25 protein-coding genes and 1 other annotated feature are annotated in these 21248 nt (G+C 30.9%); of the genes, 5 read left to right on the forward strand and 20 right to left on the reverse strand.

Annotated elements, in window-relative coordinates:
- Positions 1-62 precede the first annotated feature (62 nt).
- On the reverse strand, positions 63-926 hold the full coding sequence (locus V5E38_RS10375) for a DegV family protein (RefSeq protein WP_499213220.1): 864 nt from the start codon (positions 924-926) through the stop codon (positions 63-65).
- A 537-nt stretch (positions 927-1463) separates the two neighbouring features.
- A complete protein-coding gene (locus V5E38_RS10380) occupies positions 1464-2132 on the reverse strand; it encodes a DUF6944 family repetitive protein (protein WP_499213221.1) in 669 nt (222 codons plus the stop codon).
- A gap of 107 nt (positions 2133-2239) precedes the next feature.
- Positions 2240-2511: a binding site (T-box leader), on the forward strand.
- Between the two features lie 71 nt (positions 2512-2582).
- Here V5E38_RS10380 and lysS point away from each other — a divergent pair.
- Complete coding sequence (lysS, locus tag V5E38_RS10385) at positions 2583-4151, forward strand: lysine--tRNA ligase (protein WP_499213222.1); 1569 nt, start codon at positions 2583-2585, stop codon at positions 4149-4151.
- 64 nt (positions 4152-4215) lie between these two features.
- Here lysS and V5E38_RS10390 read toward each other — a convergent pair whose 3' ends face one another.
- Positions 4216-4368, reverse strand: coding sequence for a hypothetical protein (locus tag V5E38_RS10390; RefSeq protein ID WP_165347078.1), 153 nt, complete (start codon positions 4366-4368; stop codon positions 4216-4218).
- Between the two features lie 150 nt (positions 4369-4518).
- On the opposite strand from V5E38_RS10390, the gene V5E38_RS10395 reads away from it, so the two are divergent.
- Positions 4519-5028 carry a hypothetical protein gene (locus V5E38_RS10395; RefSeq protein WP_499213223.1) on the forward strand — a complete coding sequence of 170 codons (510 nt, stop codon included), beginning with the start codon at positions 4519-4521 and terminating at the stop codon, positions 5026-5028.
- 35 nt (positions 5029-5063) lie between these two features.
- Here V5E38_RS10395 and V5E38_RS10400 read toward each other — a convergent pair whose 3' ends face one another.
- From V5E38_RS10400 to V5E38_RS10435, 8 genes are all read right to left on the reverse strand, one after another.
- On the reverse strand, positions 5064-5378 hold the full coding sequence (locus tag V5E38_RS10400; protein ID WP_499213224.1) for a GGDEF domain-containing protein: 315 nt from the start codon (positions 5376-5378) through the stop codon (positions 5064-5066).
- Positions 5375-5575 (reverse strand): hypothetical protein, encoded by a 201-nt coding sequence (locus tag V5E38_RS10405; RefSeq protein ID WP_499213225.1) that lies wholly within the window; start codon positions 5573-5575, stop codon positions 5375-5377. The genes V5E38_RS10400 and V5E38_RS10405 overlap by 4 nt, the downstream gene beginning before the upstream one ends.
- 4 nt (positions 5576-5579) lie before the next feature.
- Positions 5580-5801, reverse strand: coding sequence for an EAL domain-containing protein (locus V5E38_RS10410; protein WP_499213564.1), 222 nt, complete (start codon positions 5799-5801; stop codon positions 5580-5582).
- 334 nt (positions 5802-6135) lie between these two features.
- Positions 6136-6753, reverse strand: a complete 618-nt coding sequence (locus V5E38_RS10415) for a rhomboid family intramembrane serine protease (protein ID WP_499213226.1) — start codon at positions 6751-6753, stop codon at positions 6136-6138.
- Positions 6754-6987: 234 nt separating this feature from the next.
- Complete coding sequence (locus V5E38_RS10420) at positions 6988-7923, reverse strand: serine hydrolase domain-containing protein (RefSeq protein ID WP_499213227.1); 936 nt, start codon at positions 7921-7923, stop codon at positions 6988-6990.
- A gap of 173 nt (positions 7924-8096) precedes the next feature.
- Positions 8097-8714 (reverse strand): NUDIX hydrolase, encoded by a 618-nt coding sequence (locus tag V5E38_RS10425; protein WP_499213228.1) that lies wholly within the window; start codon positions 8712-8714, stop codon positions 8097-8099.
- A gap of 151 nt (positions 8715-8865) precedes the next feature.
- A complete protein-coding gene (locus V5E38_RS10430) occupies positions 8866-9630 on the reverse strand; it encodes an exodeoxyribonuclease III (RefSeq protein ID WP_499213229.1) in 765 nt (254 codons plus the stop codon).
- A 1138-nt stretch (positions 9631-10768) separates the two neighbouring features.
- On the reverse strand, positions 10769-11389 hold the full coding sequence (locus tag V5E38_RS10435; protein WP_499213230.1) for a class I SAM-dependent methyltransferase: 621 nt from the start codon (positions 11387-11389) through the stop codon (positions 10769-10771).
- 528 nt (positions 11390-11917) lie between these two features.
- Here V5E38_RS10435 and V5E38_RS10440 point away from each other — a divergent pair.
- Positions 11918-12139 carry a cyclase gene (locus tag V5E38_RS10440; RefSeq protein WP_499213231.1) on the forward strand — a complete coding sequence of 74 codons (222 nt, stop codon included), beginning with the start codon at positions 11918-11920 and terminating at the stop codon, positions 12137-12139.
- Between the two features lie 185 nt (positions 12140-12324).
- Here the strand turns inward: V5E38_RS10440 and V5E38_RS10445 are convergent, their stop codons facing one another.
- Positions 12325-12951 (reverse strand): 3'-5' exonuclease, encoded by a 627-nt coding sequence (locus V5E38_RS10445; RefSeq protein ID WP_499213232.1) that lies wholly within the window; start codon positions 12949-12951, stop codon positions 12325-12327.
- A gap of 161 nt (positions 12952-13112) precedes the next feature.
- Between V5E38_RS10445 and V5E38_RS10450 the strand changes: the two genes are divergently transcribed.
- Positions 13113-13520 (forward strand): CidA/LrgA family protein, encoded by a 408-nt coding sequence (locus tag V5E38_RS10450; RefSeq protein ID WP_176522655.1) that lies wholly within the window; start codon positions 13113-13115, stop codon positions 13518-13520.
- The gene (locus tag V5E38_RS10455; protein ID WP_499213233.1) at positions 13507-14196 is read left to right on the forward strand and encodes an LrgB family protein; all 690 of its coding nucleotides are present in this window, start codon (positions 13507-13509) and stop codon (positions 14194-14196) included. Before V5E38_RS10450 ends, V5E38_RS10455 begins: the two co-directional genes overlap by 14 nt.
- 130 nt (positions 14197-14326) lie before the next feature.
- Here V5E38_RS10455 and V5E38_RS10460 read toward each other — a convergent pair whose 3' ends face one another.
- The 8 genes from V5E38_RS10460 to V5E38_RS10495 form a co-directional block, all read right to left on the reverse strand.
- Positions 14327-14563: a hypothetical protein gene (locus V5E38_RS10460; protein ID WP_088010547.1), complete on the reverse strand. Its 237-nt coding sequence runs from the start codon at positions 14561-14563 to the stop codon at positions 14327-14329.
- Positions 14564-14682: 119 nt separating this feature from the next.
- Positions 14683-15570 (reverse strand): GNAT family N-acetyltransferase, encoded by an 888-nt coding sequence (locus V5E38_RS10465; protein WP_499213234.1) that lies wholly within the window; start codon positions 15568-15570, stop codon positions 14683-14685.
- A 16-nt stretch (positions 15571-15586) separates the two neighbouring features.
- Positions 15587-16816: an MFS transporter gene (locus tag V5E38_RS10470; RefSeq protein WP_499213235.1), complete on the reverse strand. Its 1230-nt coding sequence runs from the start codon at positions 16814-16816 to the stop codon at positions 15587-15589.
- Positions 16817-17051: 235 nt separating this feature from the next.
- Positions 17052-17666, reverse strand: a complete 615-nt coding sequence (locus V5E38_RS10475; RefSeq protein WP_499213236.1) for a TetR/AcrR family transcriptional regulator — start codon at positions 17664-17666, stop codon at positions 17052-17054.
- Between the two features lie 174 nt (positions 17667-17840).
- A complete protein-coding gene (locus V5E38_RS10480) occupies positions 17841-18152 on the reverse strand; it encodes a thiamine-binding protein (protein ID WP_499213237.1) in 312 nt (103 codons plus the stop codon).
- A 253-nt stretch (positions 18153-18405) separates the two neighbouring features.
- Positions 18406-19335, reverse strand: a complete 930-nt coding sequence (locus V5E38_RS10485) for a D-2-hydroxyacid dehydrogenase (RefSeq protein WP_499213238.1) — start codon at positions 19333-19335, stop codon at positions 18406-18408.
- A gap of 514 nt (positions 19336-19849) precedes the next feature.
- A complete protein-coding gene (locus V5E38_RS10490; protein WP_098428921.1) occupies positions 19850-20572 on the reverse strand; it encodes an amino acid ABC transporter ATP-binding protein in 723 nt (240 codons plus the stop codon).
- Complete coding sequence (locus V5E38_RS10495) at positions 20569-21225, reverse strand: amino acid ABC transporter permease (RefSeq protein ID WP_097978601.1); 657 nt, start codon at positions 21223-21225, stop codon at positions 20569-20571. The genes V5E38_RS10490 and V5E38_RS10495 overlap by 4 nt, the downstream gene beginning before the upstream one ends.
- Positions 21226-21248: the final 23 nt, after the last annotated feature.

Genomic DNA, 21248 nt, shown 5'->3' on the forward strand with positions numbered 1-21248 from the left:
ATTATCAGAAAATTTAAATAAAAAGAGCTAACCATTTTGCAAAATTAGCTCTTTTAGTTATTTTATTTTTTATTCTCGTTCATAAAAAATATCGCTAAAGTACCAGGCCCTGCATGAGCACCTATAGCAGAACCGATTGAATTAATGACAAATTCCTTACATCCAAATGTCTCTGCCATCGCATTTTTAATTTCAATTGCTTTTTCTTGATCGTCACCGTGAGAAATACCAATTAATTGAGTTGATAAATTTGTCCCTCTAGATTCCATAATTTCAAGAATTCTTTTTATCAATTTTTTTGAACCTCTAATTTTTTCAAGTGGAATTAACTTTCCATCTTCAACGTGTAAGATCGGTTTAATATTTAATAAATTGCCGACAAAACCAGCAACCTTACTCAAGCGACCTCCACGCACCAAATATTGAAGGTCATCCACTGTAAAGATATGTTCTATATGTTGTATGCTATGTTTAATATTAATAACAACATCTTCTTTTGTAGCTCCCTCCATCACAAGCTTTGCAGCATTAACAGCAATTAACCCTTGTCCGATTGATGCACTTTTTGTATCAAATATCTCTAAATCAAAATCAGGAAATTCCTCGTCAAATTCATTTTTTACCATTACTGCAGATTGATATGTACCTGAAAGTTCAGAAGAAAACGCTATATAGATACATGGTGTATTTTCTTTTGCATATTTAACGAAGGTATTATAAATATACTCATAAGACGGAAGAGACGTTTTAAATACTTTTCCATTACGCATTTCATTAAATAAAGTCTTTGAATCCAATGTTAAACCATCAAAATATTCTTTTTCATCTTCTGAATAAACTCGTAGTGGAATGACATCAATATTATATTGTTCAATGATCTCTTTTGGTAAATCAGCCGCACTATCCGTAATAATTTTTAAATTCATCTAATCATACCTCTGTTTCAAAAAATTGGTTTATTCTATTTAAACGCATAAATTCTATTCTCTCACAAAATGCTTTTACAGAAAAACAAAATGGTTTAATATAATTTTAACATAATCGGGCAAGAAGTCTCCTTCCTCAAGTGTGTGAAGGATTTTAGTCCAACAGTAGGTGGGATGTGAATTGCCTTTTTTCGATAGAAAAGCATATGGTTATATGCTATGATTTTCTTATGAATTGTTCTTTGATAAGTAGTTATAGAGGTTGAGTGGACAAATAAGACATAGTGCGAAAACCAAGCCCGTCACCCTTCCACTCGTAATATAACTAAGGTAACGAAAGAGCCTCCATTCGTTGGACATCTACCGCAGGAACTGTGGGAAGTAACGCTCGTGGAGATGAAAGGTTGCTTTCGTCACGGAATCGAGAAGTCCCCACTTCAAGCGTTAGCTAAGTGGTGGGAGTAGTTCACTAATAATATTTGCTATTAACTAATATATACCTTCTTTTTTTCATATTCTTCACAAAAAATTATTAATTTACCATTCGAACTGTTGATTTGGATAATAGCCATATCGATATTCTAATTGTTTTTTTTCATCTTCACTTCTTTTTTGACGCAATGCATAAATAATTAAAATGGATCCGAACACTTGTACCCAGCTACCAACAAGTAATAAATCTTTACCTAATATAGTCTTATCACGTAGTAACGCCACATTAGCAATACCGTCAATTAAAGCTCCTAAACCGATTAATTGATTGCCATAAGCCTCAATTTTATCTAGTTGCGTCCCCTCAATCAATGCTCCAGTTGTTTCAATTTGAGCACCAATTGATTGTATAATACCTCCTAGCGCGTTTAACCTAATACCTTCTTTTTCCATTCCTTCAATTTCTAAATTTGTTGCAAATGTATTTGTAGCATTTCCGGCTGCTTGAATCCAAGCACCAATCATCATTGTTAATTCATATTCTTTTTCTATTTCATTTTCATTTTCTTTTTTTGCTCTCTCATATAATTTTTCTCTTCCAATTGCTTGAATGGTGTTGCCAAAAGCTTCGATTGCATTACCTTTAGCGAATAAACTTCTACCAAAGTTTTCACTTACGATTTTTGTACTTGAAATACCAACTGCAGCCGTTGATGTACCTAATAATAAAAAATATGCACCGATTAGGGGTAAATCATCAACTAAATCCCTCAATTTGGCACCTCCATTCAAACAGTATTTAAACTAGTTTATTCAACTTTAAATTTAATTGACAATTAATATTGTTTTGATTAATATAATAACAATTAATATTTCGAAATTTAAAAGCTATGAAGAGAAAAGTAGTAAAGTTAAAATTATTTACAGAGAACTCCTGTGTGCTGAAAAAGGAGTAATAATAGACTTTATGAAAAAAGACTTGGAGCTTCGTATGGAACTAAAGTTCACTAGTTCACTTTAGGGATGGTACGACGGGTTCTCCCGTTATAGAGATAGGGTATAAGCATTCGTGCCGTACCTAAATAAGGTTGGTATGGTAACATATCAATAAACTGGGGTGGTACCACGAAGTTTACAAACTCTCGTCCTCAAGATGATTAAATCTTGGGGGTGGGAGTTTTTTTATTTGCAATAGTTAAATAAAAATAATTTTGAGGTGAAAACATGCACTGGGCATATAAAATCGCAAATGAATTAATTGAAAAATATCCAAATAAAGAAACTTATGTATGTGCATCTGGCATAAGTCCATCCGGATCGGTTCATATTGGAAATTTTCGTGAGATCATTACAACTTATTTTGTTGTGAAAGCTTTAAATAATTTAGGTAAGAAAACAAGATTTATCTTTTCTTGGGATGATTTTGATCGTTTTAGGAAGGTCCCAAATAATATTGATCCAACTTATCATCGTTTTATAGGGAAAGCTTATTCAAATATTCCTGACCCATTTGGTTGTCACTCAACATTCGCTGAACACTTTGAAAAGGAATTTGAAAATTCCTTAACTGAACTAGGAATTCAGGTTGAGTTTATTTATCAAAGTAAAGAATACAAATCCGGTAGATACAATGAAGACATAATATATGCTATTGAAAAAAGAAAAGAAATTTATGATATTTTAATGAAGTTCAAAACAAGTGTTCCAACTGAACAAGAACGTAATGATTTTTACCCTATTACTCTGTACTGTGAAAATTGTGAGAAAGATGATCCTTCAATAACTCAATATAATAAGGAAAGCAAAACTTTAGATTATACATGCCGTTGTGGATTTTCAAATCAATTATCTGTAGAAGTTTCAAACAATATTAAATTAAACTGGAAAATTGATTGGGCAATGAGGTGGATGAAAGAAGATGTGGTTTTCGAACCTGGTGGAAGAGATCATTCATCTGAAACCGGGAGTTACAATGTTTCAAAAGAAATTGCTAAAGCTATATTTGACTATGATGCACCTCATTATACACCTTATGAGTTTATTAGCATAAAAGGTCAAAATCAAAAAATGTCGAGCTCCTCTGGTTATTTAATAACCCCAGCTGAGTTAATGCAAATCTATTTACCCGAAGTGATTCTCTTTATGTTTGCTAAATATAAACCAACAGCACCATTTAAGATTGGTCTAGATGAAGACGTGATTAAAAACTATTCAGAATTTGAACGGTATCAATCAAATTATATTGATCAATCTTTACTCGATTTAGATATTTGCCAATCGGTCGAATTTGCACATAACGGCAAAATTGATAAAAAATATCCAAAGTTTAATCATGTAGCTAGCATTCTGCCTCTCGTTAATTACAATATAGATCTTTTAAAAGACATATTTGTTAATAATGGAGAAACTTACTCATCCATTGAAATACAGAAAATTAGTCAGTTGGCTGAATATTGGATTAAAAAATACAATCAACAAAAAAATATTATAATAAATGAAAAACAGGCTTTTGAATTTTATCACTCTTTAACTGAAGAACAGCAATATTGGTTGAAAAATTTATGTGACTATCTATTAAATACCGAGCTCCAAAATCAAACTGAATTAATGAAAGAATTATACTCGATTTGTTATCATGACGATAAAAAAATAATGAAAGCAAATCAAAAATCTTTTTTCACAATGATCTATCAGCTTGTTTTAAATAGAACAAGTGGGCCACCTATTCCATTGTTGTTTCAAGCAGTGAATAAAAATCAGTTAATCCATTTATTTAACTTCAACAAAGGTTAATATAAGGGCAAAAATAAAAATGAGACTCAGATTTTTAAAATCTGAGTCCCATTTTTATCTATTTCTATTGAATACGATTTTTAAATGCTTCTTCTGTCACAATATAATCTTCTTCTCGATCTTCATGTTTACGGTCTTCAGGAGCGACTAGTGATCCTTTTGGATGAGTTGGTTCATGACCTTTTTTCTTATGATTAAAGCTTTTACCTCTTGCCATTATAAAATCCTCCTTAGTTAAATCATCATTAATAATATGAGTAATTGGACTTTAACTTATAGATGGTAGATTATTACAAGGAGGAATTTTAATAGTCTGATTTTGATGATATGATAATGAAAAGGACTTAATTAATTGTTGAGGTAGAAGATGAAAAAAGAATTTGCAATCAGTATTTCAAATCAGATTAAAAATTGGATGGCTTCAAATAATTTTTTATTTAATATTGAAGAAATACCAACAACTTTCAATACATTACAAAATTTTCAACAATGGACAAACGGTAAACCAATTGTTTCAGCCTTTCATTTAAGTAAAGTCGAGGAAGAAAGCTATTATTTACTATTAATCGACTGGCATCGTAATGACAATTTTTATTTAGTCATATATGTTGAAAATAAATCTACAACAGTTGCAGAAATAAGAGAAATTCGTGAGCAAGATGGACAATTTTCGCTAGTTTGGAATTATAATCCATTGAAACGGGACGGTAAAAACGCTGAACGAAAATCCTATTTCAAACAAGTATTTGGTTCTCTTCAAGTAGATATACCAATTCCGAGCACTCCTAATGAAGTTGAACGATTTTTTAATGATCTCTACAAATTATGTAGAAACCGTCAAACAGCAGACAGGATTATAGATCTATATGATATTTAAATTAAAAATGAGCACTCTACCAAAAGAAACACCTTCTATAATCTAGAAGGTGTTTCACCGTTCAAATCTTCGTAACAAATAACACAATTTTTCCCGTTTTGTTTTCCTGCATACATAGCCTTATCAGCGCGATTAATACTCTCAACTACACCTTTTTGTAGATTAAATTTCGATAGTCCAAACGTCATTGTTACGTGTATGATTTGACTTTCATAATGAAATTCGTGTTTCTCAATCGCACATCTAAGTCTTTCAGCTGTTTCTTTCGATTGATTAAACGGTGTATTTGGTAATACGATTAAAAATTCTTCTCCACCCCATCGCCCTAAATAATCATTCGAACGAATCAATTCTTTAATTCAAAAATCAAAAATGAGCAGTTTAATTCAGTTTCAGTTGTTTTTTCTAAATCAGATAGAATCAAGTCGTGTAGTCCTCTTCGATTTAATGCTCCCGTTAAAGGATCTTTTAATGAAAGATCTTCTAGCTCGGTTTTCTTGCATTCTAAATCATTTACTAATACCTTTATTTTTTTTTCAGCATCCATTCTTTTACCATAAATCGTAAGCATAGTTGAAGTAGTTAAAATATAATATAGAGTTTAGAGAGACATTAATATCATCAATAAATGCATTATCTATTTTTAATTTATCAAATGGAAATTGTTGTAAATAACTAAAAGAAGAATAGCCTGTTCCAAAATCATCAATTGAAAGTCGAAAATGAAACCTTTTAAGATTGAGATACTCAAATCGATTTTCCCAAAATAATATTCAATTAAAGTAATTCACATAATAATCTAAATAATACCGAACAAGAAGTAATATGAAAGTGCATAGAACGAGAATTTTTTGTGTCTTCTCAAGTTTTTCTGCATTTACAACACCTTTCTGGTTATATATTCATACTTAATTATTATCTTAGGATAATTAACTTAAGGTTATTTTAACTTTTATATTTACGTTTCTCAACGTCAAAAAAATGGAAATTAACTATAACTAACGTTAACTATCAACTAAATCCAAACCAAAACAAACCTAGTTCAATCCGAACTAGGTTTGTTTTGAAAAATATTTCTAATGTTAAAACTTATTCTCAATATGTACACTAAACATTAACAGAGTTTTGAAACCGTGCACCCTTTTTTAATAAAAGAGGAGTAATCATAAAACCGATGATCATACCTGCCAAGTGACCAGTTAAACTTGTCGACGGGATAATTAATGAGGATAGTAATCCAATTCCTAAAAATGTTATGACAAACTTACGATCATCAGAAAAGAGCATATTTTTTCTAAATACGGTAATAAATAAATACATTCCTAAAAAAGCATAGCCTACACCGGATGCCCCTGTCTCAACTGTATTAGGCGAATAGTTAAAATTAATAATAAGTCCAGTAAGAATAACCGATAATAAATAAAATAATAAAAATTTAACTGAACCTAACGCTCTTTCTAAAGGTCTACCTAAAATAATCATAAAAGTCATATTCATAAAAAAATGAGCGTAGCTTCCGTGCATAAATGCATAAGTAAAAAGTCTCCATATTTCACCTTGTTTTACTAATTCGTGCTCATAACCACCTAAATTGATGATATTTTCAATCGTATACCCACCTAAAAATGTCGTAATAATCGCTAAGATAGTACATAAACCAACCATAATTGTTGTGATTGGATATTTCCTAATAAACGTTTTGAAGTCTTCTGTCACCAAAAACATCAATCTTCATCCCTTCTTGGAGCTATTATCAAGTTGTTATTTATATATTCTAATTACTTAATTCGACATTTTTCCGTAAACTCCTATTCTCAAATAAAAAAATCATACAAAATTTAGAGGTAGGAATAGGAATTATAGGATTAAGGGTATTTTAAAAAGATTATATAAAAGAGTAGGCAATACAGGATTATTAATCCTTGGTTTACGTATCCACCTTTACTCCCATTTTAAGTCCTATTCATTTGTTAATAGTAAAGGATAGTATTTTTGAATGATTTTTAATGGGGTAGAAGTATTAATATATTTTGCACTTGTAAAAACAGCTACGAATTGATTTTTTGGTGAAATAAAGATGAATTGACCTCCATATCCCATGGCAAAATAGATCGTTGAATCAAGATCCTTTAACTCATTATTTTCAAGCACCCACCAATGATAGGCATATGAACCAACATGCGGATATGTATGGTACTTCGCTTTTGTTGATTTTTCAATCCACTCACTTGAAATAATTTGTGTATTATTCCATTTTCCTTTTTGCATCATTAAGATCCCAAGCTTTAGTAGATCATCTGTCGTTAAACTTAAGCCAAATCCCCCAATATTAATTCCTTTTGAATCTTCGTGCCAAATAAACTCTTTTATACCTAAAGGATCAAATAACATTCGTTTTGCGAAAGTAGAAAGTTTTTCATTCGTTACCATCTGAATAATTGCACTAAGTACTTGAGATGCTCCAGAATCATAAATCATTTTTTCACCTGGTTTATTAACCATTTCTTTTTCTAGTACATATTGGATCCAGTCTTTACTATTAATCATTGGAAATGGACGCCCACCCCATTCTCCCCACTCTTGCCAATCATATCCAGCTGTCATAGTGAGCAAATGTTCGATCGTAATGTCTCTTTTTTTCGATTCAATATTTGGAAAAAATTTAGTAATTGGTACATCAACACTTTCTATAAATCCTTTATCAATGACAATTCCTATTAACATCGATAAAACACTTTTCGTAACAGAATTAATTTTGAATAGTTTTGTTTCGCTTTTTGAATTTTTATAAAAATTATATTTAATTTCTCCATTTTGATAAATAAGACAAGTAGAAATGCGTTCTTTTTTTAATTCATTTTCGAATTTTACATAATCCATAAAATTGGTTTTCAAATCATTTCTCCTTTTGAGTTGAGTTAGTAAGTTCCTTCTATTTTAATTCCAAATATGTATATATTTCATTCATTCAATCATTTTTAATATTTTGTCCCCTTTAAAACAAAATCGAGCTGCGCTAGCAACTCTAAAATGATTTTTTAACATCTTATCTATTTTTAAAATGATCTTTAATCAAAACAAGTTTCTTTATTAGGATTTCGATAATATTCAAACATTAAATCTAATTGAGGAGCAGTATTTCGATTGAGAGAAAGCTCTGGTAAATGCTCTTGATCAAAGAAATCAATATCACTTGTTTCTGTTCCAATTGAGGGATTACCACCAACAATTTCACATTGTATAAATAATTTGTAGTAGTGATATGAATGAGGTGGATGGTCGTGCTTTGTCATGTCTAATACTGCTAATAGTTTTTTCACTTCAACTTTATAGCCTGATTCTTCAAATATTTCTTTTACTACATTTTCTGAAGCTGATAATCCAACGTCACAAAAACCACCTGGTAAAGACCATTTATTTTCTAGCTTTTCTTTTACTAATAATATTTTACCGTTCCTAAAAACGACACCTCTAACATCAAGCTTTGGTGTGGGATACCCCCGTTCATTGCGAAACAATCCTTCGATTTCATCAATTTGTAATTCTGAATAATGATTTAAAATATCAGCACTTATATGTCTTAGTTCTTCATACCTTTCTTTATCAAAAACATCCTTCGTAAAGGTCAATCCTGCTTGAGAAATTGCTTGGATTCTCTGTGCCCATTCTAACCATTTTATACTCATAGGAATCCACTTCCTTTTCTACTTATAGGTAGTCTTCTTAACAATCTATACTTTGTCCTAAAGTTAGTTTACGCATAATTGCTTCTCGTTGACTTACTAAATGCCTATATAAAAAAAGAAAGCTCTAAAACCTTAGAGCTTTTTTCTAAAATTAAATGATCGAATTTTCCATCGTTAAAACAACGGGACAATGATCACTTCCCATAATGTGAGAGTGAATTTCTGAATTTATTAATTCATTTTGTAATCTATTTGAAATAATAAAATAATCAATACGCCATCCAATATTTCGTTCTCGGACCTTTGCCATATAAGACCACCAACTATATGAACTTTCTTTAGTTGGATTTAAAAATCGAAAGCTGTCAGTAAAACCACTTTCTAATAATGCTGTCATTTTACCACGTTCTTCTTCCGTAAAGCCAGAATTCGTGCGATTTGATTTTGGATTTGCCAAATCGATTTCATTATGTGCGACATTTAAGTCTCCACATAAGATGACAGGTTTTTGTTCATCGAGCTTATTTAAGTAGCTTTTAAAATCATCTTCCCATTTTAATCTTATTGGTAATCTAGCTAAGTCTCGCTGAGAATTTGGCGTATAAACATTTACCATATAAAATTTCTCGAATTCTAAGGTTAATACTCTTCCTTCTTGATCTTCTTCTTTACCATTAAATCCAAAACTAACATTTAATGGTTTATGTTTCGTAAAAATTGCAGTACCAGAATAACCCTTTCTTACTGCAGAATGCCAAAATTGATAATAACCGTCTAATTCCAGAGTTATTTGATCTTCTTGGCACTTCGTTTCTTGTATACAAAATAGATCTGCTTTTTGTTCATTAAAATAATCTAAAAATCCCTTTTGTACACATGCTCTTATTCCGTTTACATTCCATGATATTAATTTCATACTTTTTTCTCCAATTTACGTTTAGGTTTCAGTTTTACTAATGATGAACGATAAATAAGCAATACTTATTTACACCTTGTCCAATACGCTTTTATATTCATCTGATGCTGACTTAAATTTATCTAAGAGATCAATTAATGTATCTTTGACTGTAGACTGACCTGGTAAAATTTTATCGAAGTTAAATTCTATTTTTAAATCCTCATTGTCAATCGTGATACACTAAAAAAACGTTATATTTCTTCAATACTGAATACTTTTTGGGTAGACGACTTATTTATGTTATGAATTGTTTCATTTAATTTATTTATCTCAGCTTTAATCTTTACAACATCATGATTTATTCTGACATGTCCCCAGTCTCCTACGTTGTCCACAAGCGTAAAACACGTAGCTTCCGTCCATACTTCCTATTACTACTCTCGATTTACCCTTTTCCACAGTGACCACATACTAATTTATCACTAAAAATATTAGTTGAGTTTTTCTTGCCTCTACCATTAACAGATCTACTATCTATAACTCTTGTACTCCTGCTAAATCGGCTAACATCTTTATAGATTATTAGTGAATGTTTTGGTTTTCACTTGAAGGTGACTAACGCGTACTAATTTTGAAAACCAGTACGCTTTATCATATTAGTTCCACTTACTTCTCACATACATATTGACTAAGTCATACCCCTTATCATCATATCCCTTATCTCTACAGTATTCTGTGTAATACTTTTGTTGGTTTTCTAATCAATTAAGTTGATCCTCCGAGCTAGATGATACCCTAGTATATATAGCAACTATTATTTTTTCTGATTCGTCCATACTTATATCACCTCATCAAAAAGCATAATAAGTTTATTTTATCATGAACACTGATTGTGCTGCATATAATAATAGATTACAAATTAGATTGCATAGAAAAAAACCATCTACTTTTTTATGGCAGATGGTTAGGTGGTATTCTTTGGTACAAGAAATAGTCTCGATGGATCAGATGATAAGTATAATATAAAATGGATTAACTAAAACGAATTCTCCAAAACGGGAAAGCCCCGGCGAATTGTACTAAAAAAGCTCAGACTTTATTTCACTGAGTATTTCTTATTTAAATTCACTTATAGCTTCCTAATAATGAAACACCATCAGCTCACTTTTTTGATGATAATCTTTCTATACATTCCATCAAACATTATTGAAATATCTTCTTTAACAGATAAATTAGCCTTTTGCTTGTCACACAATTTTTCAAAGTTGACTCCTATGTCAGTACCAAATAATTTTATTAGTGGTCTAATTGCTTTTTTTAATGGCGAAATTCCTTTATTTTTTGGTGTAAATTTATCAAAGATGATAATTTCTCCATTTGGTTTCAATACTCTCAACATTTCTTTAAGACACTTATCTGGATCTGGAACAACAGATAATACAAGGCTACATACAACTAAATCAAAATGAAAATCACAAAAACTCATGTCTTGAGCGTCCATTTTTAAAAATTTTATTGATGAGTCTTTAAATTTTTCTTTTGCTTTGTTAAGCATATCATCTGAATAGTCTATAGATGTAATCTCTAATTCTTTGTGATTAATCAATTCCAAATCTGCACCAGTTCCTACTCCCACAAATAGTATCTTTTGATTTTTTACAAAATCGGTTTTATTGAAAATCTCTTTCCTTGCGCGGAGGAATTGCCCAGTGTTAAAAAACTTATCATATATAGGAGAATAAATTTTGTAGATCAACTCATTCCAAAGATTATTCATAATACACCCCATTTTAATTACTATATGACTTTAAAGGGAAAAATCCTAATTTCTAATAACATTCTAACATAAATTTCCAATGCCTCTTTTTATTTTATCTAAAAATGAGAGGTATTTTCTAAATTAGCAGGCGACAATGATGAATTCTGATTTTCAATTTAAACTGTCAATTCGTTATTTTGAAATATTAGATAAACATGAATAAATTTCTACTTCAACAAACCCTTGTTTAGTATGATTTATGGTAAATTTTTACATTTAAATAATTAAAAAGGCCTATAACTAAAACAACTAATCATATTTTTTATATAATAATATTACATTTCTTGTTTTAACTTTTTACCAATATCACCTTTTTAAAGAAACTCTTTGTCCTGTGAGTTTCTCCCTTTTTTCAAGCATTTTTGCCTTTGTCCACTATGAAATCTTTGTTGAACAACATAAACTATTTTGGTAGATCGTGAGGTTATTATTCATTTAATTAGAATAATATTATAATAATCTCCAAATACATAGGGAGGAATCAAAATGGATAAAAGAGTACAATTCGACTTTGAAATTGAGTTTACAAATGGTGGAGGAATACAGGGACAGGATTTCCGTCTTGATATTGAAGGAGATGACATTTCTGACGAAGAGTTAGCTAAGTATATCGTAGAGGATATGAGATTGTTAATGGTTGGTGTAGTTAGAATACTAAACAAAAAAATAATTAATGAAAAACATAAGAGAATACTTCCAGATCGATGAACTGAAATAAATCAAAAAAGACATAGCCACGAAAAGTAGGTTAATGTCTTTTTTTTAAAATTTAGATGAGCCAGCTCTGCTCCCTTTCCATCATCTTTGCAGAATGAATGGCTCATTTAGTTTATATACAGCTTAGTTGGATATTAATGAGTCTGCATTAAAAAAGACAGAAAAGGAAAATAATCCTAATCTGTCTTTATTTTTGTTCTTTTATGGCTTTTCTTCGGTTTTACTAATGATGAACGATAATCAAACTGATGAATTTGCCCGTGATAAATTAAAGTTTTATCATATAACTCTTCGAATGATGAGATTTCATATTCCTTCGTTAATTGAAGAAATATTTTAGCGCAAGCCTCAGCATCCGCTAATGCATGGTGATGATGTTCTAATAAAATACCGAATTGACTTGATAAAGTATCTAATGTATAACGAGATTGTTTTGGCAATACCTTCTTAGCAAGCTGCAGTGAACATAGTAAATTATTTAACGCTGAAGGTATACCATATCTTGATAAATTATCTTTTAATGCATAACCATCAAATGCTAGATTATGTGCTACTAATGTTTTCCCCTCAATTTTATCTTTAATCGTTTCATAAAATTCTGGGAAAAGAGGTGCATCTTGTACATCTCTTGGCCTAATTCCGTGCACAGAAATATTCATCGAATAAAATTCTTCTTCAGGATTAATTAGAGAGTAAACTTGGTCAACAATTACTCCTTCTTCAACAAATACAAAACCGGCAGCACAAATGCTATGTCGATTGTAATTTGCCGTTTCAAAATCGAACGCTACAAATGATTTCATTTTATATAACTTCCTCTATTTATATGATAAAACTATTATAATCTTTTTTATAAAAAGATGCATTTTTATAATAATGAATAAAGTTCACATTTTCGCCATAATTTATTGTACAATAATAAGATTAATAGTCTATTAGATTGTAGAATCAAAGGATGTTGAAAATGAATTTTGTAAAATTGATTGTTCAAATAAGCTTTCTTTACTTATTATTTTTTATTGGAAATTTAATTCAGCAACAATTTCATCTAATTATTCCAGGAAGTATTATTGGTATGTTGTTATTATTTTGTTTACTATTTATACCATTCTTTAAGGAAAAATGGATTCGAAATGGGAGTAATTTTTTAAGTAAGCACTTAACGCTCTTGTTTATTCCAGCTACTGTAGGAATAATGAATTATTCTTCTATTTTAAATTTTCACGGTTTAATTTCTATTATAATCGTATTAATTAGTACAGCAGTTGTATTTACAATTACCGCAAGCATTAGTTCGTATCTTACTTCGAGAGCCCATAAAAAACAAACAACTGATTTATTAATTGGGAGGGATACGAATGAAGGACTTTAAAAGTTTACTATTTATCCTCTTAACCATTTTATGTTATATTCTTGCTAAAAAAATGTACGCTAAATTCACATACTCGTTACTGATTCCGATTGTTACCTCAACTACAGTTATTATCATCATTCTTGTAAATCTTCACATTACTTATGAATCGTATATGCTTGGAGGAAAATGGATTAATTTGCTTTTAGGACCTGCTGTTGTTTCTTTTGCCTATCCATTATACGAGCATCGGGCAACATTAAAGAAACATTGTATGTCGATAATAGTTAGTGTAATGGCTGGAACAATTGTCGGTCTACTTTCAGGTGTATACTTATCTCTATGGCTCGGATTAAAAAAAATCATCTTGCTTTCTTTAGCAGCAAAATCAGTTACGACCCCATTAGCTATGGGCATCACTTCAATGATTGGTGGTATTCCATCTTTAACGGTTGTATATGTAATGATTGCTGGTATTTCAGGATCAATGTTTGGTCCTGCTATTCTATCTAAACTTAAAATAGACCATCCTGTTGCGATTGGCGCTTCATATGGAATATCATCACATGGAGTTGGTACAGCAAAAGCAGCAGAATATGGTAAAATTGAACAAGCAATTAGTTCAATTGCAATGACGCTTAGTGCGATATTTGCCTCTATTCTTATCCCATTTTTCATAAAATTAATACTAAAATAAAACTTCCCACAAGGTATTTATTTTCCTTGTGGGATATTTTTTGATTTTCACAGATCAGTATATTTCAAAACAAAAAAAGTGTCTCAAAAGTATGATAACTTATGAGACACCTAATTTAATATTTTTTAATTTACCAAGGTCTTCCACAACATCCACCATGCCATCCCCATGGTCGATAATAACCCCACGGTCTTCCCCATCCCCAAGGACGTCCCCAACCCCATGGTCTTCCCCATCCCCATGGGCCAAATGCCGCTGCACCAAATAAAAACGGAAAGAAGAATGGGAAAAACCTTTCATCTTCTTGTTGCGGTACTCCTGAATATGGATAATACGGTTGCTCAATTTGTTGACGATAATCATACATTATAAATCACCTCCATACTATCTAATGTACGGAGATTAGCTCATTTAGGAGCAAGGTCATGTAATAGGCAGAAGTACAAATTCTTAAGTGAAGAGTACTGTCACTCTTTCCTTCTTATCCTAAATCATTTTGTACATTTCATATTGAGCTATTTTTTCTTTCTTAAATTCTAGTTTATGCAAGAAACCTTCAAGGCTATTGTTATTTGGGATTGATGTTGAGAAAGATTTTAAATTTAGTTCACTAGCCGCAGATTGTAATAAGCTAGTTGCTATTTTTCGATTACGGTAAACTTTATCAATAATTAGGAGACTTATTCTACCATTTTCATTAACTGCTATAGCACCAACATTTTCATGGCTAACTTTAGCTAGAAAATAACTAAAATTAGTTAGTTTTTCTAAATAATCAATGTCATTTTGCCAGTTTATATGATAGTCCCAATTCGTAATTGTTTCTTTGAAAGTATTAAAATCAACTTTATTTATTACTGTGCTAGAATCTAATTGTAATTGGTGTAAACTTGTTAAATCTGATTTAGAAAAGTAAGAAAGGTCATAAATCTTTTCGTATCCAAGTTTCTTGTAAAAGTTAATTGCTCGATCATTTCCAACAATTACTTCTAGGAATAGTTGTTTACATCCGTTTATCTCTGCTTCCTCTTTATGCAGTTCAAATAATTTTTGGCTAACACCTAATCCCCTATAATCTGGACTAATAGCCAAAGTTCCACATCGCATTGTTTTAATTGTTTCATACTTTTTAATACCGCCTAAAATCACACCTACCGCTTCATTTTCATAAATTGCTACGAATGAGTGCTCCGGTTTGTTACCTTCTGGACCAAAAAACAAATTGACAAACTGTTCCTTAGAATAATTGAATTTAACGATATAATCTGAAAAACCGATCGAAAATGCTTGATAAGCTAATTCAACGTCTACTTCGCTACATCTAAAATAATTTATTTTTTCTACCTCAATATTCTTCTTCAAATTTGTTTCCATATAATCACGTCCTTTTTTATTTAGAAATAATGAGTTCATTTTCATTTTCTTGAATTTGATCATAGTTAAAATCAAATTTTTTCTTTAATAGTAAGTAACTGGTTACACATAAAATCATAATGATTAGACTACCATGAAACAACCAAACAAGATGTGGCATTGATAAAAATGATAATAAGGGTGATGCCGCTACAAAACCGATTGTAAAGCCAACCCTATTTAACAAATTTGCGACTCCGAAGATTCTACCCCTTATGGAATTATCGGTTTTTTGAATCATTGTTGAAAAATAAGTACCTGCTGCATTATCAAAAAAGCCTGTAAAAAATGCGAAGAAAAATACGATCCATAAAATTTGATTCGATAAAAATAGAATAAAGCCGATTGATGTTAAAACTGAAGTTCCGTAATACATAAATAGAAAATGTTTTTTTAACCAAGATACCTTAGGAATTAACCAAGTCGAAAGGATTCCTCCAATCCCCCAAGTTCCCCAAATAAGTCCTTGGTAAAATGTTGCATGTTCTGTGCTAATTTTTTCTGCTAATATTGGTACTCCGACATTATGAGAGCTTGCTGAGAATGTTTGAAATAGAAATACAATGAATACAAATACTAAAAGCGGTTTGATTAGGACATAAGTTTTTACTTCTTTCAAATCATTAAATAGTTGTTTCCATTGATTGTTTACACCTTTTTTAACCGTATTTTCCCATTTATAAAAGATTAGAACAAATGCAGATAAGAAATAAGAAAGGGCATCTATTCCGATGATTACACGATAATCTACAACCGTTGATAGAAATGCTGATCCTAAAAATCCAATAACCATACTAATTGCAGCAAGGCGTGAAATAAAAGCATTTATTTTCAAAATATTTTCTTCACCAAATATTTGGGGTAAATCTGCACTAAAGCTGACTGAAAAAAAGCTTCCTAATGCACCAATGATAAATGCTACAATTGCAAACATTAAAGGCGAAGGGAAAATACATAAGGTAAGAATACTCATTCCTCTAGTAATATCGCTAAATATCATTAGCTTTCTTCGATTATATCGATCGGCAAATACACCAGAAAATAAACTTGTTAAAATCCCTCCACAAACTCGAAGGGCTAAAACCGCAGCCAACCATGATGTACTTTTCGTCATCGAGTAGATCACTGCATTCATTACTACTAATTCCATCATACTACCTATATCCGAGAACGCCTTTGTATATAAAAAATAGACTTTCTTTCCCATTATAATCCCTTCATTCTACCAAAATAAAAAAATTACATACTTATTAATACATAGACAAACAAATAATTCTAATTTGGACTGAATTCATCGTGATTCCTCCTTTCCAATTAAAACTGACTATTAAGTTTATTTTATTCTATGATTAGTGTATGTTCTTTGCTTTATTTTTAACATAAAAAATTTTCTGAATTTAAAGTTTTAGGTAGGAAAGTTTTCACCTTCACTACCATAAACTTTAATTTTGAACTATATAAGACATAATCATTTCTTCTACTGCTTTAAATTGTGCTTTGTAAATTTCATCTTCTTCTACAACTGAATAATGTAAGCAAATGCCATCTATATTAGCCCAAAATAAACTCGAAATAATATCAGGATCGATTGTTTTCTTAAATTCACCAGATGCTATTCCTTGTTTAATAATTTCACTTAAAAATAATCGGTATTGATCTTTGTACCTTTCAATCATAATGGCTTGTAGATTTTCATGCCTAGCTGAATTAATCCAAAACTCCATATGGACTCTAATCATATTTCGCCATTCTTCTGTTAAAGAAATTTCACTATACATTTGAAATAACTCTATTAACTTATCTTTTGATGAACTAATATTTTGAAATCGTTGATTAATTTTTTCAAATGTTTGGACTGTTCTTTCTTGCATTAACGTTAAATAGAGCTCTTCCTTACTTTTAAAATAATTATAAATTAGCCCTTTACTCGTTTTAGAATATGCAACTATATCATCCATTGTTGTCGTATGATATCCTTTTTCTCCAAAACATTTTAAAGCACTTTCAAGAAGACTCTCTCTTTTGCGTTCTTTGTAATCATCTGAGACTTTTGGCATTGAACACATTCCTTTACTCAATAAATATATTTAAACTGACTGATTAGTTTAGTTTATCAACTAAAATTTGGAATTTCAAGAGAATATTCGAAATAATCACGCGATTATTTTCAAATCACACAAAAAAAGTGACAATAAGTCGTTAAACTTATTAATCACTTTATCAAGTAAAAATTAGTTTTGTTCAAGTTTTGCTTGAACAGAAGCTAACTTCCCTTCCATTGTACTCTTCTTATCGCGACGATCATCAATGCGAATAGTCGTTGCAACTCTTGAAATTCCATTTTCAAATGGTACCTCATGCATTTCTTGTACAACTTTTAATAATAACGGTAATTCGCCTTCAATAATTGTATTCATAGGTGTAAGTTGGAATTTCACTTCGCCATTATACTTTTCTAAAACTTTATGTATATTTGCTACATACGCACTCACACTAGGTGATTCTGTGCCAATTGGTACGATTGAAACGTCAATAATTGCCATTTTTATATTCTCCTTATTTATCAATTTGTTACTTGTCTATCCTAACATGTTTGAGATAATAATGAAAACTCGACGATTGGCGAGCTTTCAGGCGAAGACAGAGGCGTCGTTTCACTTATACTTTGTTCCTAAAATTTGCAACTACGTCGAGTTCCCTTCAGCAAATTTATAATTTCTAAATGTGAAATGATAAATTTAACTATTCATCTCCTGGCAAGCCATAGGTAAATAATCCCCATTCTACATCATAAAATTAATATCCCTTTTCAATCTTCACTATATTTCTTAGTTTTTCGTTATTTTCTAATGTTGAAAGTGTATTGACAAAACACTTAACACCATCATTTGGTAAAGTAACTGCCGAAATATGTGGTGTTATTTTTACATTAGACATTTGCCATAATTCAGAATCGGCTGGAAGTGGTTCAACAGCAAAAACATCTAAAATAGCTTTTCTAATATACCCACTATTCAAAGCTTCCTTTAAAGAGTCCTCACATACAGTTGCTCCTCTACCAACATTTATAAACCCTACATTATTTAACTGTTTAAATGTACTCATATCTAATATATTTTTAGTTTCATTCGTAAAGGGAAGAACACTAATCATCCAATCTGTATGATCTAAAATTGTAGATGCTTCTTGGAATGGTACTATTTTTTCAAAATATTGTTTTTGATTACCACTCATAGAAACTCCATATACTTTCATTCCTAAGCCTGATAAAACTTTACCAATATGTCCTCCAATTTCTCCTGTACCATAAATGACGACTTTTTGGTCTTCTAAAGATTTTGGGATATGAAATTCCCACTTATTTTTACTCTGTAAATTTGAAAATTGTTCATGTAATTGTGAATCCTGGAGTATGTAACTTAAACAATATTGACTCATTTTTGGACCAAAAACATCAATCGTTCGCGTTAAAAGCACATCATTTTTCCATTTAATTTTCATGAAACTATCTACGCCCGCTGCTAATGAATGGACCCACTTTATGTTTCCAAATTCAAAATTTGGTGTTGGACGAAAACCAACAAATGTATCAGCCCACTCATAATCCTCTTTTGTTACTTCATTTTCAGGTAAAAAACGAAACTCTTTTGATAGATTATGTGATTCAATTAGGTCTTTTAGCTTATGATGAATTCGGCTAGTCACTAGTATTCTTTGAATTTCCATTGTCCTACACTCCTTTTTTTGTCTTAAATAAATTTTAGCATAATATTCCGAAAAGAATGAAAAGAAAACACTTCGAGTAATATAATAGAATTCGAGACCCTTTTCTCTCCAATCTAAAGGGGGTTCTAGATGACCTTTTGGTTCTTTTCAACTCATAATTAGTTAGGTTTTATCAACTTTCTAAGTGATTTAGAAAGAATTAAACGATATTTGCTAGATTTCCATTTAAAATAATTTACTATAGTATAGAAACTACGTCTTAATACCCTAACTGGTACGGGTAATTTTTAATCTTATTTGCGATTCTTAAGAATTTAATTGCTGTTTAGCTGATTTTAATTGCTGTTCTGTCACTTTTATTTGCTATTCTCAAAATTTATTTGCACAGTTGTACTCCTTATTTGCGGTTCACTTAGATTTATTTGCAGCTCAGACTGAATACCAAATCTACTTTGACATAAAAAAAGAGGTTCCCTTAAAAAATCGGGACAACCTCATCTGTTTACTATCTTCCTTATAATACTTTACTTAAGAAACTTTTCGTGCGCTCGTGTTTTGGGAAATCAAATATTTGCACTGGACTGTTTTCTTCCACTATGTAACCTTGATCCATAAAGATTACGCGATCACCAACTTCACGAGCAAATCCCATTTCGTGTGTAACAATGACCATTGTCATTCCTTCTTTAGCAAGTTGCTTCATAACCTCTAAAACTTCACCAACCATTTCGGGATCTAGAGCTGATGTAGGTTCGTCGAATAACATAATTTTTGGTTCCATTGCAAGTGCTCTTGCGATCGCAACACGTTGTTTTTGTCCTCCAGATAATGAGTCAGGATATACATTTGCCTTATCTGAAAGCCCTACTTTTTTTAATAATTCAAGTGCTTTCGTTTTAGCAAAATCATTCGCTCGATTTCTTACTTTTTTAGGTGCTAGAGTAATATTTTCTAAAACTGTTAAATGTGGAAAGAGATTAAAATGTTGGAATACCATGCCTACTTCAGTACGAATTTTATTTATATTTGTTTTTTTATCTGTAAGATCGACGTCTTCGATAAAGACTTTACCCGCTGTTATTGTTTCTAACATATTTAAACATCGAAGAAAGGTTGACTTACCAGAACCAGAAGGACCGATTACAACGCATACTTCACGTGGTTGAATTGTAATGTTGATATCTTTTAATACTTCTAGCGAACCAAATGATTTTTTTAATTTTTCTACTTTAATCATCCCGTAGTCAACCTTCTTTCAATGCGATTTAAAACAAAGCTTAATGTTAATGTTAAGACTAAATAGATTACTGCAGCAGATATATACGGCTCCCACACTTTATAATATTGCCCCTGCATTGCTCTACTCCAATACATAAGCTCAGGTGCGGCAATAATAGCTGCAATTGAAGATTCCTTAATTAAGACAATAAATTCGTTTCCAAGTGGAGGGATCATACGTTTTATCGCTTGAGGTAAAATAACATGTTTCATAGCTTGTACATGCGTCATTCCTAATGAACGAGAAGCCTCCATTTGACCCTTATCGATTGATTGAATCCCGGCACGAAAGATTTCAGCAATATAAGCTGCTGCATTTAATGATAGTGCAATGATTGCGGCCGCTATTGCGTTTGTCTCTCCTATAAAATACGGAACTACCCCAAAGTGAATTAATAAAATTTGTACAAATAACGGTGTGCCTCTAAAGAAATTGATATACCAAACAAAAGGTAATGCTAACCATTTATTTGATTGCATTTTACCTAATCCAATAAATAATCCGATTATTGTACCTAAAAATATTCCTGCAAAAGATAAGCCAATTGTTAATGCAGTTCCTTTTAGGAAAAACGGTATGTATTCTTTTACAATTCCAAAATCAAATCCCATTTCTTTTCCCCCATTTAGATAAA

It is taken from the genome of Rossellomorea sp. GAMAL-10_SWC, from assembly GCF_049568075.1.
Lineage (GTDB): Bacteria > Bacillota > Bacilli > Bacillales > Bacillaceae_G > Gottfriedia.